The sequence below is a fragment of the Candidatus Obscuribacterales bacterium genome (genome assembly GCA_019744775.1).
In the GTDB taxonomy this organism is placed as follows: domain Bacteria; phylum Cyanobacteriota; class Vampirovibrionia; order Obscuribacterales; family Obscuribacteraceae; genus SBAT01.
The window spans coordinates 86161-105549 of record JAIETZ010000006.1 but is presented as its reverse complement, the minus strand read 5'-3'; the positions used below and the strand labels follow the sequence as shown (position 1 = coordinate 105549).

General features: G+C 50.7%; 1 protein-coding gene (only partly in view). It reads right to left on the bottom strand.

Annotated elements, in window-relative coordinates; genetic code table 11:
- Window positions 1-24: 24 nt before the first annotated feature.
- On the bottom strand, window positions 25-19389 hold the 3' portion of the coding sequence (locus K2Y22_13550) for a hypothetical protein (GenBank protein MBX9879480.1). Its footprint extends 13158 nt past the window's final position; 19365 of the gene's 32523 nt are visible here — the last part of the coding sequence; the start codon falls outside the window, past its right edge; it ends in the stop codon at window positions 25-27.

The window sequence follows — 19389 nt, the reverse complement described above, 5'->3', positions numbered from 1 at the left end:
CGCCCCTACGACTTCCATGAGAGTTTACTTCTGCAAACTTTCGTTGTAGGCGCCGTGGGAGGTGGTGGAGACCATTAAGCAGGCGGCCATTTTAACCAGTCTATCCATCATGGCTTTGTCGTCCTGATCTTGGCTGTGGACGATTTGATTGAGGATTGGGTTGGCTTCGATGAAGGAGATGAGTGAGAGTTCGCTCGTGCCGACATGTCTGGAGCCTACTGGATTTACTTTGATGCGGCGTCTGCCGATGTTGTCGTTTTGTAGGTGGTTGTGCAGTTCACCTTCGTTGTCTGCGACGATGAGTTCTTGACCGACGCCGACATTAATAACTTTGCCTTCGATGACAATTGATACTGAGGTGGCATCCGGTTCGTATAGAGTGCGGACTTTTACGGTGTGAGCATGATGCTCGATGGTGGCAATGCTGGATGGCTGTAGCGTGATGCGTACATCACCGGCAACAACCGTTGTGGCTTTTCTAGTCGGCGCAATTAGTGCTTCGCCTTTTCTTATCTCGACGACATTGGGCTCGTCAACGAAGACCTGAGATCCGCCCAGGCACTTGATGCTGGTGCCGGATGTACCTAGAGTGCAAAGGCTGTGACTGCTGCTCACTGGAACAAACTTAGCCGTATTGGCGACTGCTGGCGAGTAGCTGATTGGTTGATCCGGTGAGTAGCTGATTGGTTGGTAGGGATTCTTGGAGTTTTCTTTGTCTTCGTCTTTGTCTTTGACCTTAGGAGCGCCGTCGAGGATGCCCGATTGCTCAAGAGCCTGATTGACGACATTGCCGATGGTGTCCTGGACAACTGAGGTGTTGACACTTGATGCCGGGCTGGAATCAAATGGGATGACGGTTGTGGCGATGCTCGAATTTCGTTGGCTGTTTATGGAAGTGCTATCGGTTGCTGTCAAAGCGCTGGAGTTCATGAACATGCTCATGAATGTCGGCACTTCGGCAGTTGTAATTGTATTGGAGGCTGCTGGATGCTCCGGCGGGTCGGCAGTGATTGTCACGTTGCCACCAAGAGTGATGGCAGACGATCCTTGCTCGCCTGTGCTGAATACAACATCGCGGCCTTTGGCGTTAATTGTGTTATCCGGAGCCGAAGCGTTAATGCTGCTGGCGCCGAAATAGATAACGCCACCACCTGATTGATTGGTGATTACATTAGCAGGCACAGTTCCAACAACAGGCATTGATGGAATCGGACCGACAACGATGTTGACGTAACCGAATGATGGGTTGCTGTCGGTATAACCGGTTAGGTTGGCGCCGGAGGCAATGTCTATTGTGCCGCCTGAACTGTCGGTGTTTTGAATAATCAAATTACCCTCATTAGCGTACATGGTGACATTGTTGCCAATACTGATAGTCCCTGTGCGGGCAATCAGCGAAATCGAGCCGTTGGATGTATTGATTTGACCGGAAGCCCCAACGGTAATTTGATTGACATTGAAAGTGACGTCATTTTGCGAATTGATAATCACGCGTGAGCTGATAACCGTCGTGCCTTGATTAGATGTAATCGTTACCGGACCGCCATTCAAATTCAGTGTGGCAGTGTCTGTCGGTCCGCCACCATTTATGCCTACAGTGACATTTTTCGGAGAGAAGATGTTGATGGCGCCACCGCCTGAGGCGATGGTATTGGTTGTAGTAGCTTGCAAATTGAGAGTAAATGGATTTGGATTAGGCGAGAAAATGGAGAGTGCCGTGCCTGATGTCTTGCTGCCTGTAATTGTGTTGCCGCCTGACATAAGAAGTGTCGTTGCTTGGACGCTGCCGGCAGTGGAATTTGCGAATGTGATTGACTTGTTGGCTGCCATTGTCATGTTGCCGGAGGCAGCGCCTATTATTGCTGTGCCTGAGCTGCCGGCATCTAGTGTCAGTGAATTATTCAGAGTCAAGCCGCTACCAAAGCCGAATACTGAGATGGAGTTGGCTCCTGAGCCTGAAACCTTGACTGTGCCGGCAGTGGTACCGCCAATGGTCAGTCCGTTGTTGCCGGAGAGGCTGATGACACCGCCGTTTTTGGTTGATTCCAAAGTGCCGTTGATATTGAAGGCGGCATTGCTGTTTGCTTGCAGTGTAATGTCGTTGTTTGATCTCACTGTGACGCTCGGATTTATAGTAACGTTGCCGCCGACTGATTGAATGTAGACAGGGGAATTATTCAAGTTGAGGAAAGTGGTGTTGCCGCCTGCTGATTTGGCGAAGACAATGCTGTTGCCATGGAATTCCAGTCCGGCAGTTGAGGAAATTTGAGCGGAGGTGGCGTCGGGCGCTGTGATGGTCAATACATTGGAGCCACCGGAGGCAAACAAGGACACGCCTGTGGGGCTGGTAACGACAGCGCCACCGCTGAGGGTTAGGTTTTGTCCATAGAAGGCAACTGGGCTGTTGGAGGAAGTTGTGACGCTTGAACCGACACTCAAATTGTCTGCTTCGATGGCGACATAGCCGGAAGCGCCGGCATTAAGAGTGTAGCTGGAGTTGACGGTGACAGTGTGGTTGGTGCCGCTGGCGCGAACGATGATTGCAGAGTTGCCGCCGCCGGTTACTGCAACTTGTTGTGGTGTGCCGGCAAGGGTCAGGTTGGAGTCATGTCCGGATAGTGTTATGGTGCCTCCGGACATAGTGGAGACGATGGAGCCGTTGGTGGTTAGAGTGCCGCCATCGACATTGAAAGTGATGTTGCTGTCGGATTGAAGAACGACGTTGGCGGCAAGCGTTTGGTTGGCGCCATATGAATAAGTCTGTACTTCGCCGGTAACATTTAGTGTCGCGGTATTGGCGCCGGCAGTCTTGTTGATGACCAAGGCATGAGTATCGTATGAACCAATGAAGGCGGTACCGGTGCCGAGATTGAGATTAACGGTGGAATTGTCGGCAAAGGTAATTGTTGAACTTAACGTATTGCCGGTCAGATCCAGATATCCGTCTGTGTTGTTTACGGTGGCATTGCCGCTAAAGGTGACTTGCGGAGCTATGAATTGGAAGTAGCCGCCGTTGTTGCCTGTTTGAGTTGAATTATTGGCGACGACAACTGAGCCGCCTGAAGCAGCTGATTGTAATTGCACCATGCAAGATGAACATGAATTGTAGGTAAACGAGCCATTTAAATTCAGAGCATTGGCACCACCGGCTTGAACATTGATCGTTGGGTAGCCATTTCCTGTGACTTCCAGAGTACCTGTTCCATTCATAGTTAGAGCGCCGCTGTTTTGGACTATCACGTTGCCGTCATCTTTGGCTGTCGTAAGCTTGCCATTTATTGTTGCTGTTGGAGTGGTCAGAGAAACATCGCCAGTAGTGGCGCTTACAGTCTTATTGACTATGACATTAATATCTGAGGTGCCTCCGTTCGTTGCCATAGTGACACCCGTTGAACCAGTAATGTTGTTGTTAATTGCCATCGTACCGTTTCCGGTATTAGTCAATGCTACAGAACCAGCAGAAGCAGTGATATCACCTGATGCCGTCATACCTGTTCCGGATGTCATTGCTATCGTTGTTGATGTGCCTGTTACGGTGCCTGTATTAACGGTGCCCAGAGATGTTACTGTTAAATTCTTGGAGCCAAGTGTCAGTGTGTTTCCAGAATTTGTGTAATTGCCGCCGTTGTTGAATTGCAGATTGTAATTACCCGCACCTGAGCCGGAGACGTTAAGTGAGCTGGCTATGGTTAGACCGCCTGCTTGAGAAGTAGTGCCGACAATGAGTGTTCCTGCTGTAATCGCGGAGAGATCGCTGCTCGTAACTGAGAATGTTGAGCCAGTTGAACCAACAGAAATTGCCTTGGCTCCATTTGGTTGGAGCGTTACTAAACTCGTACCGGCATTGACCGTGCCTGAGAATGAGACGTCATTAGCTGTTATGGTGATAGGGGAATTTGTTGTGCTTATCGATTTGGTGGCAGCATTGGTTACATTGCCTGCTCCGTCGGTAGTGATAGTCACCCCGCCGGTACCGGTGACGTTGCCATTCAAGGTAATCGAACCACCAGAACCTGAGGATGTTTGCAGGACAACGGTATTTCCGGATATGGTACGTGGATTGAAGACTGTAATGGTGCCGTTGGCGGCAAGCGTCACTGCGCCATTAGTAGATGTTACATTTCCTGTGATGCCGAGAGTGGCGGAGGCTCCAGTTGTTGTGACTGAGAAGTCGCCACCCACTGACGAGGTAGTTAGGAAAATCGCACCGGCATTGCTAATGTATGCAGCTCCTGAATTGCCGGTATTGGCAGACAAGCTTTGGGTGGCGGCAGTGAGCATTGGAGTGCCGGCAGAACCAATGCTGCCAGTGTCGGTTACAAATTGAACGGAATCAGAAGTAAGCGTGACGCTGCCAGATCTAGTTATATTGCCTGTTCCATAAGTCAAAAGAGTAATGGCGCCCGAGCCGGCGGCGAGCGATACGTTGGCATTGATGGCGATATTGGCGTTGGAACTCGTTTGCCCTACCAGTGACACGCCACCGGCAACGCCGCTGAATGTTACTGCAGAGCCAACTGTAATGTTTCCACCGGATGTCACAGTCATGCTGCCTGTTGTACCTGATATGGTTCCTAGTGTGACTGTGCCGGATGGGGTTGTTGTTGTAATTTGGAGGAGTTTACTGCCAATAGTTATTGTTTGACCGGAGGACGTAACTGCGCCGGCGTTGTTAAGGTAGAGGTTGAAGGCACCAGCGCCGCTTCCAGAGACGTTGATTGCGCCTCCTATAGTAAGTCCACCTGCGTCGGATTGAGAGCCGATATTTAAGGTTCCAGCAGTAATGGCTGAGAGATTCGTTGAAGTTACATTGAATGTGCTGGAGGAAGCTCCGACAGAAATTGATTTGGCACCATTGGGTTTCAATGTGACGATTCCGGTAGTGCCTGCGTTAACCGTACCAGAGAAGGTCACATTATTGGCTGTAATATTGATTGGCTGATCAACGGCAGTAATTGAAGTTGATCCGGCATTAGTAACGTTGCCTGTTCCATCAGTTGTGATATTGACACCCGTTGTGCCGGTAAGGTTGGCATTTAGTGCAACGGATCCATTTGATGTAACGTGTGTCTGTAGAAGCACGAAGTTGCCGGACATTGGATTAGAAACGGTGATAGTACCTGCAGCATCCAAGTTCAGCGTTCCATTAACGGAAGTGACAGTGCCTGAGGTATTAATTGATCCAGCAGTTGTAACAGTGAAATTGCCTCCTACAGAAGACGTGGCTAGAGTGATAGGGCCACTGGTAAGAATTTGGGCAGTACCAGGATTACCGGTGTTAACAGACAGTGAAGATGCGGAGACCGAAATAGGACCTGAGCCAACAACTCTGTAGATGCTGCCGCTGCCGGACGTGAGATTGACGGTGCCTGTTGTAAGGTCTATTCCTGAATTGCCGCTCGTAATATCGCCGGAGCCACTAGCTGTGATATTGATGATCCCGGATGCACCGGTAGAGACGGCGGCATTCAGGGCGACATTTGTGTTGCCGGTGTCCGTAGCCAATGTAATCGTTCCACTTCCGCTTAGGGATAGAGCGTTGGAGATGGTAAGTGCACTGCCGGATGTCACGGACACAGTTCCAGATGAACCATTAATGGTGCCAAGTGTGACAATACCCGAGGCGCTGATTGTGAGGTTCTTTGTGCCGAGTGTAATTGTTTGTCCTGATGATGTGAATGTGCCGCCATTGTTGAATTGCAAGTTGTAAGCACCGGCTCCTGAACCGGATACGTTAACAGCACCATTTACTGTGAGATTGCCTGTGACAGCTCTTGAGCCTACTATCAGAGTGCCGGCAGTTATCCGCGAAAGTTCACCATTGTCAACATTGAAGGTGGCACCGCCGCCGGATATAGCAATGGCTTTGCTACCATTTGGTACAAGAGTGACGGTATTGGTTCCTGCATTCAGCGAGCCGCTCAATAATATGTCTTCAGCGGTAACTGTAATTGGAGCGTTAGTAGTAGATATTGTTCTAGCGGAGGCAACTGAGAGCACCCCTGAGCCATCAGTTGTGATGGTGACACCGGTGGTGCCGGTTAGGGAACTGCCAGCGCTAGAATTGACAAGAATGCTGCCGTTGGACCCTGAGGACGTTTGGACAATTGCCGCATTTCCAGAGACTGCATGTCCGATTTGGATGGTTCCATTAATTGCAAACGTCAGTGTTCCACTAGTTGAAGTAACGTTTCCAAATGTGTTGAGATTTCCTGATGCGCCAGTGGTCGAGAGAGAGAAGTCACCGCCAACGGTGGATGTGTCGAGCAAGATTGGTCCGGCATAGGTATTGGTAACTGTGGCAGTGCCGCTGCCACCGGTATTGATAGAGAGTATGTTGTTTGTAGTTGTTTGAATGGCAGTGCCGACTGTCCCGATATTTCCGGTGCCGGAGGCTAAGCGAACTATGCTTCCTGTAATGGTGACATTTCCAGAACGTGTAATTGAACCGCTGCCATTTGTTGTGATGTCTGCTTCGTTGCCTCCCGCATTTACATTGCCATTGATAGCTATACTGCCGTTGCTGGTTGTCGTCAGAAGTGCTCCTAAGTCGCCTACTAGGTTGCCTGATACGGTGATACCGCCTCCGGTTATGTTTAGGGTATTGTTGGTCCCTGTAGTGGAACCGGTGTCAACTGTTCCAAGAGCGTTGATTGTAAGACTAGCAGAATTGAGCGTAATGGTCCTTCCGGCAGCGGTGTAATTGCCACCGTTCCTAAAAGTTAAGATTGATACCGGAGAATTGAAATCGCTAATAATTGTAAGGCCGCCCGACTGAGCAGTTGTGCCAATAATTAGGGTGGTAGTTGCAATTGCCGCAAGGTCGGCGGCAGTGACGGAGAAGGTACCGCCCGTGCCATTGACGGAGATGGATTTGTTTCCATTTGGTAGGAGGCTGACGCTCAAGCCGCCGACGAGTGTGCCGGAGAATGCCACATCATTGGCAGTTATTGTAATGTTGTTGCTTGAAATTTGCGTGGAGACAGCATTAGTCACGTTGCCGGTTCCGTCTGTCGTTATGTTTATATTGCCGTTGTTTGCAGTCGCGTTGGCATTAACGGCGATGGTGCCGTTGGAGCCGGAAGAAGTAGTTAGTGTGAGGGTATTGCCGGTTGATCCAGCGATGAGAGTATTGGAAATTGTGATGTTGCCATTGGCGGTAAGGGACATGTTGCCTAGAGTGGTCGTGATAGCACCAGAAGTGCCTAAATTAGCAGAAGCTCCCGTGGTTGTAATTGATAAATTGGTACCAACCGTGGAAGTTCCTAGAGTGACAGCACCGGCATTTGTAATATCAGCTGTGGCAGGATTACCACTATTAACAGTAAGAATGCTGGCGGCTGTTTGAATTGGAGTTGCACCGCTTCCTATATTTCCGGTGCCAGATATTAGGTTGACGGTGCCGGATGTTAGTGTCACGGCTCCAGTACGTGTGATTGTGCCGGAACCATTTGCATTGAGACTCATCGTACCACTCGCCCCGGTTGAGGCATTGGCTGTAATTGAGATAGCTGAGTTGCTCCCGCTGGTAGCCAGACTGACAGTGGCCGTTCCTGAGATTGACATGGCACCGCTCACAGTAAGTGCGCCGCCGGAGCTTACAGTGACGTTGCTGGTGGTGCCATTAACTGCACCTAGATTTGTTGTGCTGGAGCCTCCTGTGGTGGTGATGGTAAGAGTCTTAGCACCAAGCGTTATTGTTTGTCCGGAAGATGTGAACGCACCGCCGTTGTTGAATTGCAAGTTGTAAGCGCCTGCGCCTGAGCCGGATACATTAAGACCATTTGCTACTGTAAGTCCGCCCGCTTGAGCGGTTGTGCCGACGACAAGAGTTCCAGCAGTTATGGCAGACAGATCGGAAGATGCAACTGAGAATGTGCCGCCGGTGCCTCCTACAGAAATGGACTTGGCGCCGTTGGGTCTGAGCGTGACTGTGTTGCCGCCGGTGGCATTGACGGAGCCGGAGAATGTGACATCATTGGCGGTAATTAACATACTACAGCTGCCACAGGTGAGACTGGTGGATCCGGCATTGGTGACATTGCCGGTGCCATCGGTAGTAATAGTGAGACTGCCACCACTGGCTGTGGTATCGGCATTCAGAGTCACGCTGCCATTTGATCCAGAAGAGGTTTGTAGCACAACAGACGCACCAAAGAGGGCGTTGGATGCGGTGATGGTGCCGTTGGCGCTCAAGGTAAGGGTGGCGGTAGAGGAGGTCACAGAGCCTGAGGTGCCGATGGTCGCGGAGGCTCCTGTCGTAGTTACCGAGAAATTGCCGGCTATTGATGATCCTCCCAGGGTGACTGCACCGGCATTAGTGATATCTGCAGTTCCGGTAGACGTGTTGTTGGCGGTCAATGTTGTTGCAGCTGTTTGAATTGGAGTACCGGAAGAACCGATGGAACCTGATGAGCTTAAAAGCCTGACGGTTCCGGAGGTTAGGGTGACAGCGCCGGTGCGAGTAATGTTGCCGGAACCATTGCCAGTAACATCAATTTCGCCGCCTGCGCCTGTTGAGACATTGGCATTAATGGACACAGCTGAATTGTTGCCGTTAGCGAACAGAATAACGGTAGCGGTTCCGCTAACATTTATTGCACCATTTACTGTTAATGTGCCGCCGGAGCTGACGTTGATAGAACTAGTTGTGCCAGAGATGGCACCCAGCGTTGTGGTACTTGATGCTCCAAGGGTGGTGATCTCTAAAGATTTAGCGCCCAGAGTAATTGTTTGCCCGGAGGAAGTAAAAGCGCCGCCATTATACAACTGCAGATTGTAAGCACCCGCGCCTGAGCCTGATACATTAATGCTGCCTGACACGGTTAGTCCGCCGGCTATAGAATAATCGCCAATAGTTAGAGTACTGGCAGTAATTCCCGAGAGGTCACTTCCTGTCACGGAGAAAGTGCCACCTGTTCCACCTACAGAAATGGACTTGGCGCCGTTGGGATTAAGAAAAATATTGTTCGTGCCGGCATTGACAGATCCTGAAAAGGCGACATCATTTGCGGTAATGGATATTGGTGAGTTAGTTGTACTTATGGACGTTGAAACTGCGTTGGTGACATTTCCCGTGCCATCAGCGGTTATAGTGATGCCATTGGTACCTGTGACGTTGTTGTTAAGAGTAATAGCACCGTTGGAACCTGATGATGTAGTTAATAGAACAATATTTCCGCTGGATGGACCCGCGGCTGAAAGGGTGCCATTGGCCGTTAAGCTCAGAGTACCGTTGGTAGAAACGGCATTGCTGGCCACACTCAGGTTAGCGGAGGCACCAGTTGTGGTGACTGAGAAGTTGCCGCCTACAACTGATGAACCTAGAGTTGTAGCACCAGCATTGGAAATAGTTGCAGTGCCAGGACTGCCGGTGTTTGCGCTTAATAATGCGGTGGAGGTAAGTATCGGAGTTCCGGAAGAGCCAATAGAACCAGTTATGGTCATAAGGCTAACGCTGCCGGAAGTGAGAGTAGCAGCACCAGATCGTGTAATTGAGCCGGTGCCACCGGCAAAGATTTGGATAGCACCGCTGGCGCCGGTGGATATATTGGCATTAATAGTGGTGTCGGAATTGGTGCCGCTAGACAAATTGATGGTTGCTGTACCAGAAACAGCAATGGCTGCACCGATGGTTAATGTGCCGCTGGATGTCACTGTTACAGGACTTGTTGTGCCGGAAATAGCGCCGAGGGTGATTGAGCTAGAAGCAAAGGTTTGGATGTTTAAGGATTTGGCACCCAGCGTGATGGTTTGTCCGGCGGAAGTGATGCTGCTGGCGTTGCGGAAGTCCAGATTGTAGACACCACTAGGACCAGCTCCGGAGACATCAATATTGCTGTCTACTGTTAGTCCGCCTGTTTGCGCACCGGTACCTACGATAAGAGTTCCTGTTGTGATGGCAGACAGATCGGCTGATTGTACGTTAAAGGTGCCTCCGGCTGAACCAACTGTTATTGACTTTGAGCCATTGGGAAGTAGCGTGACTGTATTAGTGCCTGCGTTGACCGTGCCGGAAAAGGCAACGTCATTTGCCGTAATGGTAACGGCGGAATTGGTGCTGGAAATGGACGTGGAGCCGGCATTCGTTACATTACCAGTGCCGTCCGTTGTAATCGTGACACCGGTTGTTCCGGTAGCGTTGGCATTCAGGGTTATAGCACCGTTAGAGCCTGAAGATGTTTGGAGTACTAATGCGTTACCAGAAAGAGCATTGGAAGCTGTAATGGTGCCGTTGCCTGTGAGGGTGAGTATGCCGCTTGTAGAAGTAATGGACCCCGATGTGCCGATGGTGGCGGAAGCCCCTGTTGTTGTCACAGAGAAGTTGCCGCCGATTGTGGATGTTCCGATGAGCAAAGCGCCGGTGTTGCTAATATCGGCTGTGGCAGAGCCGCCCGTATTTGCGGTTAGAGTTCCGGCCGCCGTGAGAATTGGTGTTCCTGATGCACCTATGTTGCCGCTGGTTGAAGTCAAGTTTACTGTATTAGCTGTCAGTGTTACGCTGCCGGAGCGGGTAATTGTTCCTGAACCATTGGCACTGACGTTGATAATGCCGGAAGCACCAGCGTTAACATTGGCGCTTATTGTGATAGCAGCATTGGCTGCATTGGTGGTAAGGGATATAATGCCGCTGCTTGAGATTGTTATTGCAGTTGGGATACTCAAAGTGCTACCTGACGTCATGGATATGTTGCCGGTTGTGCTCACGATGCTGCCATAGGTGATTGTGCCGACAGCGTTGATGGATAGGGGCTTGGCACCAAGAGTAATGGTTTGACCGGATGACGTAATGTTGCCACCATTGTTGAGCTGCAACGATGAGAAAGTGGAACTTGAGATATTGAGTGCGCCACCGACGGTTAGACCACCTGCTTGAGCAGTTGTACCAATAACAATATCGACAGCATTAAATTGCGCGATGTCACTGGTGGTGACACTGAATGTGCCCGATGAAGAGGCGACGGAAATGGACTTTGCGCCATTTGGAATTAGGGTGAGTGTAGTGGCAAGTACTGCACTTCCGAAACTTACATCATTGGCTGTGATAGTCACATTATTAGCGCCGTTTATCGGCTGAGTTGTGCTCGTTACATTACCGGTTCCGTCGGTCGTTATAACGACTGATCCGTTTGGAGCGCCAGCGTTAAGACTGCCTTGCAAGTTTATGTTGCCGTTTGTACCGGATGATGTTTGCAGTGTCAAGCCCGTAAAACCACTCACGCCGCTGGTAGTCGTTATGTTGCCATTTGCTATGAGGGTGAGGCTGTTCGATATTGATTGGATTGATGAGGTGGTGGTGGTGATGTTGGCAGATGCTCCAGTTGTAGTAATTGATAGGTCACCTGTAATTGATGAGCCGCCAATACTCACAGCGCCTGTGTTTGAGATGGTGCTTGATCCGGAACTGGTGCCATTGACGGTTAAGTTTGAAACTGCGGTGAGCATCGGTGTACCTGCTGAGCCTACTGTGCCGCCGTTGTTCTGGAAGTTAACCGTACCTGATGTTAATGTGAAACTTCCGGATCTGCTAACGTTGCCGGTATTAGTAATATTGATTGTGCCGCCTGATCCTGTTGAAACATTATTATTTATAGCGATTTGAGAAGAGTTGGCGGGAGTTTGCAATTGCACGGTTGCAGTGCCTGATACAGCAATAGCCCCGCTAACAGTGAGTGTGCCGCCGGAGCTGACGGTGATATTGCTGGTGGTTCCGGAGATGGCGCCCAGCGTGGTGGTGCTTGATGCTCCTAGTGTAGTGACGGTGAGCGTTTTGGCGCCAAGAGTAATTGTTTGACCCGAGGATGTGAAGACGTCGCCGTTGTTGAATTGTAGGTTATATGCACCAGCACCGGAGCCGGATACGTTGAGTGCGCTACCAATTGTCAGTCCGCCGGCTTGAGAAGTTGAGCCGACGATAAGTGTTCCGGCGGTAATAGCGGAAAGATCGGCTGATTGCACATTGAATGTACCTCCGGCTGATCCGACTGTAATTGATTTGGCACCATTGGGAATGAGTGATAAGTTACCCCCACTACTGACGGATCCGGAAAATGCAACGTCGTTTGCCGTGATGGTAACAGCAATTGAAGAGGAAATAGAAGTCGAGACGGCGTTGGTGACGTTGCCGGTACCATCAGTTGTGATAGTTACGCTACTTGAGCCGGTAGCATTGGCATTAAGGTTGACCGCACCGTTGGAACCAGATGATGTTTGCAATATTAATGTACTGGCAGATACAGTGTTGGATGTGGTTATGGTGCCATTGGCTGTCAGCGTTAGACTGCCGAAAGTTGATGTGATATTTCCCGAGGTTCCGATAGTGGCAGAAGCGCCTGTTGTAGTTACAGAGAAATTGCCACCGACAGTTGAAGCGCCGAGTGTTACAGCGCCGGCGTTGGTTATGGTGGCAGTTCCGGGACTGCCTGTGTTGGCAGTTAAAATACTCGCGGCTGTCTGAATCGGAGTGCCTCCGGAGCCGATGTTACCTGTGCCGGAAGTGAGCTGTAAGGTGCCGGATGTGAGTGTCACTGCGCCTGTGCGGGAAATGGTGCCGGACCCATTTGCATTTAGGGCAATGCTACCGCTTGCACCGGTCGAAGCATTGGCATTGATGGCAATGCCGGAGTTATTGCCGTTTGTGGACAAACTAACAGTAGCCGTTCCTGAAATTGCCATGGCGCTACTGAGTGTAAGTGTGCCTCCGGAACTTACTGTGACATTGCTGGTGGTTCCATTGATTGCGCCGAGAGTCGTTGTGCTGGAGGCGCCTAGTGTATTGACGGTTAGCGTTTTTGCCCCTAGATTGATCGTTTGACCTGAGGATGTAAACGCACCGCCATTATTTAATTGCAAGTTGTAAACGCCGGCTGGTCCAGCGCCTGATACATCGACTGTTCCGCTAATAGTCAAACCGCCGGAATTTGTAGTGGTTCCCAGTATAAGCGTTCCGGCTGTAATTGCGGACAAGTCCGATGCCGCAATGGTCATCGTGCCGGCGCCCCCAGCAACGGTAATCGACTTGTTACCATTGGGAAGAATAGTGACTGTTCCTGATGGCGCGCTAACAGAGCCGGAGAAAGTTACGTCATTTGCGGTAATAGAGATAGTGCCGCCACTGGCAGCAGAGATTGTGGTAGAGACGGCATTGGTGACATCGCCAGTACCGTTGGTGGTTATTGTAGTGCTTGAGCCGCCGCCGAGGTTGGCATTAACTGTCACGGCTCCGTTGCTTGTTGTTGTTAAGGAAACAGTGCCAGATGAGCCCACCGTTACTGCTGATGAAATTGTCGTTGTGCTCGAGCTGGTCATATTGACTGTGCTTAAGCTGCCTGTTACTGTGCCTGAATTGATGGTTCCCAGTGAATTAACCGTGAGGTTGTGGTCGCCTAAGGTAATTGTTTGACCGGAGGATGTGTAGTTGCCGCCATTGTTAAATTGTAGATGGTACGTTCCGGCACCAGTTCCGGAAACGTTGATAGCACCACTGACTGTCAAGCCTCCAGTCTGTGTAGTTGTGCCGACGATAAGAGTACCGGCTGTTATTGCGGCGAGTTCAGTTCCCGATATTGAGAATGTACCACCAATACCGGACCCGCCAACAGCAATTGACTTAGCGCCATTTGGTAGAAGTGAAACTGTGCCGGAGCCTGCATTAATGGTGCCGGTGCCTAGCGTGACGGTATTGGCTGTTATTGCGATTGCAGCATTGGTAGAGGAGATAGCATTGGAATTTGATACTACCAAATCGCCCGTGCCATCAGTAGTTATGGTGACGCCATTTGTCCCGGTAACAGATCCGCTGCTATTAATAGTTATGGTTCCGTTGGAAGTAGAACCAGTTTGTAAGACAACCGTATTGCCTGACACGGGATTGCCGACGACGACACTGCCGAGATTTGAGGTAAGTGTCAATGTTCCGGAAGTAGATGTAAGGGCACCATTTACACCGATTATATTCGAAGCGCCCGTTGTAGTAACTGTGAAAGTGCCACCAACCGTAGAGGTAATTAAGCTGAGGTTAAAGGCGCTGGTGATAAATGCGGAGCCTGTGCCTCCGGTGTTTACGGACTTATCTCCTGTTTGACCGACTTGAATAGGTGTTCCAACGGTTCCGATATTACCTGTACCGGAACTTAGGTTTACAAAGTCGCCTGAAACTATGCTGCCACCATTTGTTATGTTACCCGAACCATTAGCACTGATATTTGTCGTCACGCCGGTTTGTCCGACATCTGCATTTAAGGCAATAGAGCCGTTATTAGATGTAGTGAGATTTATTGTTCCGCCAATACCACTAATGTTGACGATGCCATTGACAGTAAGTCCGGTGCCCCCGTTGACTGAGAGTGTAGTTGAACCACTACCACTTATGGCGTTGACAGTCGTTGTTCCTAGCGCATTAATAGTCAGGGTCCTTGACCCCATCGTTATCGTTTGACCACCCGAGGTAAAGTTGCCGCCATTTAGGAGTTGCAAATTGGCGGTTGGGTTAAGGGCCGCTTGCAGTGTCATGCCACCAGCTTGTGATGTAGTACCAATTATTAATGTCCCGGCGGTAATGGCCGATAAGTCGGTTGACAGCACGGTAAAGGTTCCACTCGAGCCATTTATGGAAATTGCTTTAGCTCCATTTGGCTGAAGGGTAACGGTGCCTGTTCCGGCATTGACGCCGGTGAAGGAGACGTCGTTTGCGGTTATTGTTATCGGCGCATTCGTGCTGGAAATTGACGTGGCGCCGTTGTTTGTGACATTGCCTGTACCATCTGTTGTAATGGTGACACCAGTTGTACCGATTGCATTGGCATTAAGAGTTACGGCACCGTTAGATCCAGATGACGTTTGCAAAACAAGCGCATTGCCGGAGAAGGCATTGGAGGCTGTGATATTGCCATTGGCGGTCAGAGTCAATGTGCCGCTGGTGGAAGTGATGGCTCCGGATGTGCCGATGTTAGCCGAGGAGCCGGTTGTCGTGAATGTAAAGTTGCTGCCCACTGTCGAAGCACCAAGAGTGATGGCTCCGGCGTTGGATACATCGGCCGTACCGCTGCCACCTGTATTAATGGTGAGAGTGTTTGTGGCCGCAGTTAAGATTGCTGTTCCTGACGCGCCGATATTTCCGGAGCCTGAGACTAAGGTAACCGTCGGACCGCTGACGGTCACAGATCCGGAACGGCTAATGCTTCCTGAGCCATTAGCGTTGATGGTGACAGAACCACTTGAGCCTGTGGAAATATTGGCATTAACGGCAATTCCGGAATTATTACCATTAGTAGACAAGTTGATGGTTGAAGCTCCCGACATTGTAAGGTTGGAACTAACACCTACGCCAATAGTCAGTGTGCCGCCGGAGCTCACGGTAACTGAGCCGCTGCTGCCGGAGATGCCACCTAGCTGGGTAGTGCTGGAAGCCCCGGACGTATTTATTGTCAGGGTCCGGGCGCCGATAGTTATCGTCTGGTTGGCTGAAGTGAAGGCGCCACCATTGTTGAATTGAAGATTGAATACACCAGCTGGTCCGGCGCCGGCAACGTTGACCGCACCGCCTATGGTAAAACCGCCGGCTTGTGCTGTTGTACCGACAATTAGAGTGCCCGCGGTAATTGCTCCGATGTCGGACGCGGCAATAGAGAACGTGCCGCCAGTTGAGGAAAATGAAACCGATTTTGCGCCATTGGGAACCAGTGTTACAGTGCCGCTGCCGGCGCTCATTGTGCCGGAGAGGGTAACATCATTAGCTGTGATTGATATGGGTGTATTGCCGGACGTGGAAATTGCACTGGATGCACCGTTGGTGAAGTTACCGGTGCCATCGGTAGTAGCGGTTATTCCAGTGGTGCCGGTGGCATTCGCATTTAAGGCAATGGTGCCGTTACTGCCTGATGATGTTACCAATACTAATGAATTACCGGAAAGTGCGTTCGAGGCTGTTAGGTTGCCGTTTGTAGTAATTGTAAGAGTGCCGGTGCTGGATGTTATGGCGCCTGTAGTAGTCAGGTTGGCTGAGGCTCCAGTGGTGGTTAAAGAGAATGTGCTGCCGACAGTCGAAGCACCGATGCTCACAGCCCCGGCGTTGGTGACGAAGGCAGTGCCGCCGCTGCCTGAGTTTGCTGTCAGACTGGAGCTGGCGCTTGTCTGAATAAACATAGTCGATGTGCCAATGTCGCCGGTTCCGGACGAGAGAGCAACGGTTGTTCCGGAAACAGTGCTGTCACCTACACGAATGATGTCACCTGTGCCGTTGGCACTGATTGTTTTGGCAGTTGCTCCGCCGATGTTCGTTCCAATTGTGATGTCCGCATTAGACCCGGTTGATATTGTGGTTGCGCCACCAGTAAAGTTGATTGTTCCGCCGCCGGTAAAGATAACTGCTTGTCCTGATGTCGGTGAGATAGAGAAGCTGCCGCCGGAAACAACCAGCGAAGCTGTATTACCCGTGCCTGGACCGGTTATTGTTAATGGATTGGCGCCACCGCCGGAGTTGATTGTTAATGTTCTGCCTGCACCTAAGTTGGTAGAAAGGCTGGTACCACTTTGGAAAGTGACATTTGGTGAGCTGATGTTTACTGTACCTGTGGCAGCGGTTATGGTCTTGGTGCCGGTGCCGAAGACGATGGAATTACCATAGTTTTGTGCATTAAAGTTGACTGTACCCGCGCTTCCTGGGTTGAATGTGTTGGTGCCGTTGACGGTAAGAGTTGCCCCACCGGTAACTGAAATTGTCAACGTGTTAGGACCGCCACCAGTCAGGTTGTATGCTCCCGTTCCGGATAGCGTGAGTGGTCCTGTGCTTGTGAGCGTTACTGGAGTGCCGGTTGTGGCTGAAGTAACCACACCGGAGTTGGCTAAGCTGAATGTGGTGAGAGTTGCGCCAACTCCTGACACTGTCGATGAGCTGCCGATAGTTAATCCAAGTGATGCCACTCCAACTGATGCTGTAGAAGCAGTAACGTTACCATTGAGAACGAAATTGGCACCAAGTCCGGTCATGTTGACCGCAGTACCGCTGCCGGAAGCAGTTATAGCACCTGTAGTGGTGATAGTTTCATTTAGATAGTCGGTGAGCAAAAGTACGGAAGGCGCTGTGAGGGTGCCATTGATTGTTGATGTTTGTCCAATGTTAGCCGAGATGCCACCATTGGTGCCGGTGGCTGAAACAGCAATGGCTTCCGACATGTTAAGGATGCCGCTGTCGGTGAAGTTCCAGAAGAGTATTGTGCCGGCGGCTGTTGTGCCGCTGGCACTAACAGTGGCGTTAGTTGTGCCGCCTGATAAGCTATTGTCCCTCAAGAAGTTAATGCCGTTATATCCTTGTAAGTCAATGAGGGCACCGGCTCCGCTGTTGGAATTGGCAAGAATGCTTGAATTGTTGTGAGTAACGGTGTTGTAGCGGCTATAGAAGTCCAGTGATCCGGTTAGTGAATGGATGCTTATTTGTCCGGCGTTACCCGACGTGGAGCCGCCGGCTGAAGTAATTGTCGTGTTGTAGTCAACCAGTGAATTTCTTGTGACTATGATCATGTTTCCGCCAAAACCTGTGGCACCGCTGGCGGCTGTACTAATTGAATTGCTGCTGCTGTTGCCGGCGGTTCCTAAATTCAGTCCGCCACCTGCGGAATAGAGTCCCATGAATCCACCATTACCGTCCCAGCTGGATGACCAGTTGAAAGTGTTGGCCATTGTGATGTCTTGCGACACATTGATACCCATTAAGGAGTTTAAGCCGGTGCGCGTTATGGTAACGTTTTGCGCAGTAAATCCACCGGCTGAACTACGCAGTTTTAAGTCTGAGATACCGGTGATGTTTCCGCCGATATTGATGTCGCCTGCAGCATAAACTAAACCAATCGTGCCGGCAGTGCCGGTTAGTGTTTGTGCGCTGAAATTCCCGCTGCGTACAACAAGCGGAATCCAGGGGCTTACGGCTGAATAGGTGAGTGAGATTGTACCCGTTGGTGCGTTGATTGAGTCAAAGCCGCCAGGATTGAATCCTGTCAGTGTTCCTGAACCAAGGGCAATTGTTTGAGAGCTTGTGACGTTGGCAACTGCACCGGTAGGCGTACCTATAAATTGACCGGCAAATCCAGTCAGTGTTCCGAGACTGACGCCACCAGTTGATGTTTTTGCAATCCAGAGACTTTGTGAACCTGCTCCGCCGCTAGCTGTTATTGTGCCTGTTGTGACTGCTGTTCCGGATGTAGCGCCGCTGGACAAGAATACCGGACCGCCGAAGAAAACACCGGTGGCACTTGTGTTGATGTTGCCCAGGTTAAGTGCGCCATGCGCAATAACGACTACTGCATTACCTTGTCCGGAGGTTGTGACGTTAGTATTTATATTGCCTACTGTGATGCCACCATTAGTGCCCATGTTGACGAGATACACATTGCCGCCATTATTGGCACCTGATGCATCGATGTTACCGTTGATAAGAAGTGTTCCTGATTGGGCTGCTGCACGACTTGTGCCCGCGTTGCCTGCCACTGCCTGGAATGTAGCGCAGCATCCTGTGCTGGTTATGTGTATGTCGATGTTACCGTTGACGGTGATTGTGCCGGGAGCCATAAATAGCATTTCATGACCTGACAAAGCAGTGGTGCCGGTAATAGCACCTGTTGAAATATTGCCTGTGCCGCTGTTGCCGGCTTGAATGTAGAATAGCGATCCCAATCCGGATGTACCGGAGTTCATGGTAATTGCATTGAGGGTGACGTTGTTTTGAGTAAATAAGTAGGCGTATCCGGTACTGCCGGTGGTGCCGCTGCCGGACAAATTAAGTGCGCCGCCATCCAGTCCTGCGGACAGAGTCAGGTTATTGGCTGTTACTTCCAGTCCGCCTCCGGAGGCGGTGGATGTGCCGGCAAGGTTGATGCCACCGGCGACGGTGATATCACCGGCATTAGCAAGCAGTCTGACGGTTGCGCCAAGTATGCCTGAGCCGGAGCTGTTGGCTGTGATACCGGTATTGGTGACATTGATATTGCCTGTTAAGGAGCGAACGATTATAAAGCCTGCTTGGGCGGTGGCAGCGAATGGCGTGGTGTTGATGCCTGATAGGGTGATGCCTGTGCCGGCACTCATTGCTACTAGCCCTACGTAGGCGATGTGTCCAGCGCTTATGGTGCCGGGCGTATCTATACCGACATTGACTCCGTTATTAACTCCCGAGCCGGAGATGCTTTCAATTTGCACATTGCCTGTGCCACCGTTTCCGGCAGAAATAAGCACGGCGCCAGGAGCACCTGTCCCTTGTCCGTGTACCGTAATATTGCCGGCAGTTATATCGCTTTGTGCGTTTAGATAGACGGTACCGCCGTTGCTATTGCCGCCTGTACCTGCCGTGGTGTTGATAGATTGAACAGTGATGTAAGTTCCTGCGTCAACTTTCAAGTA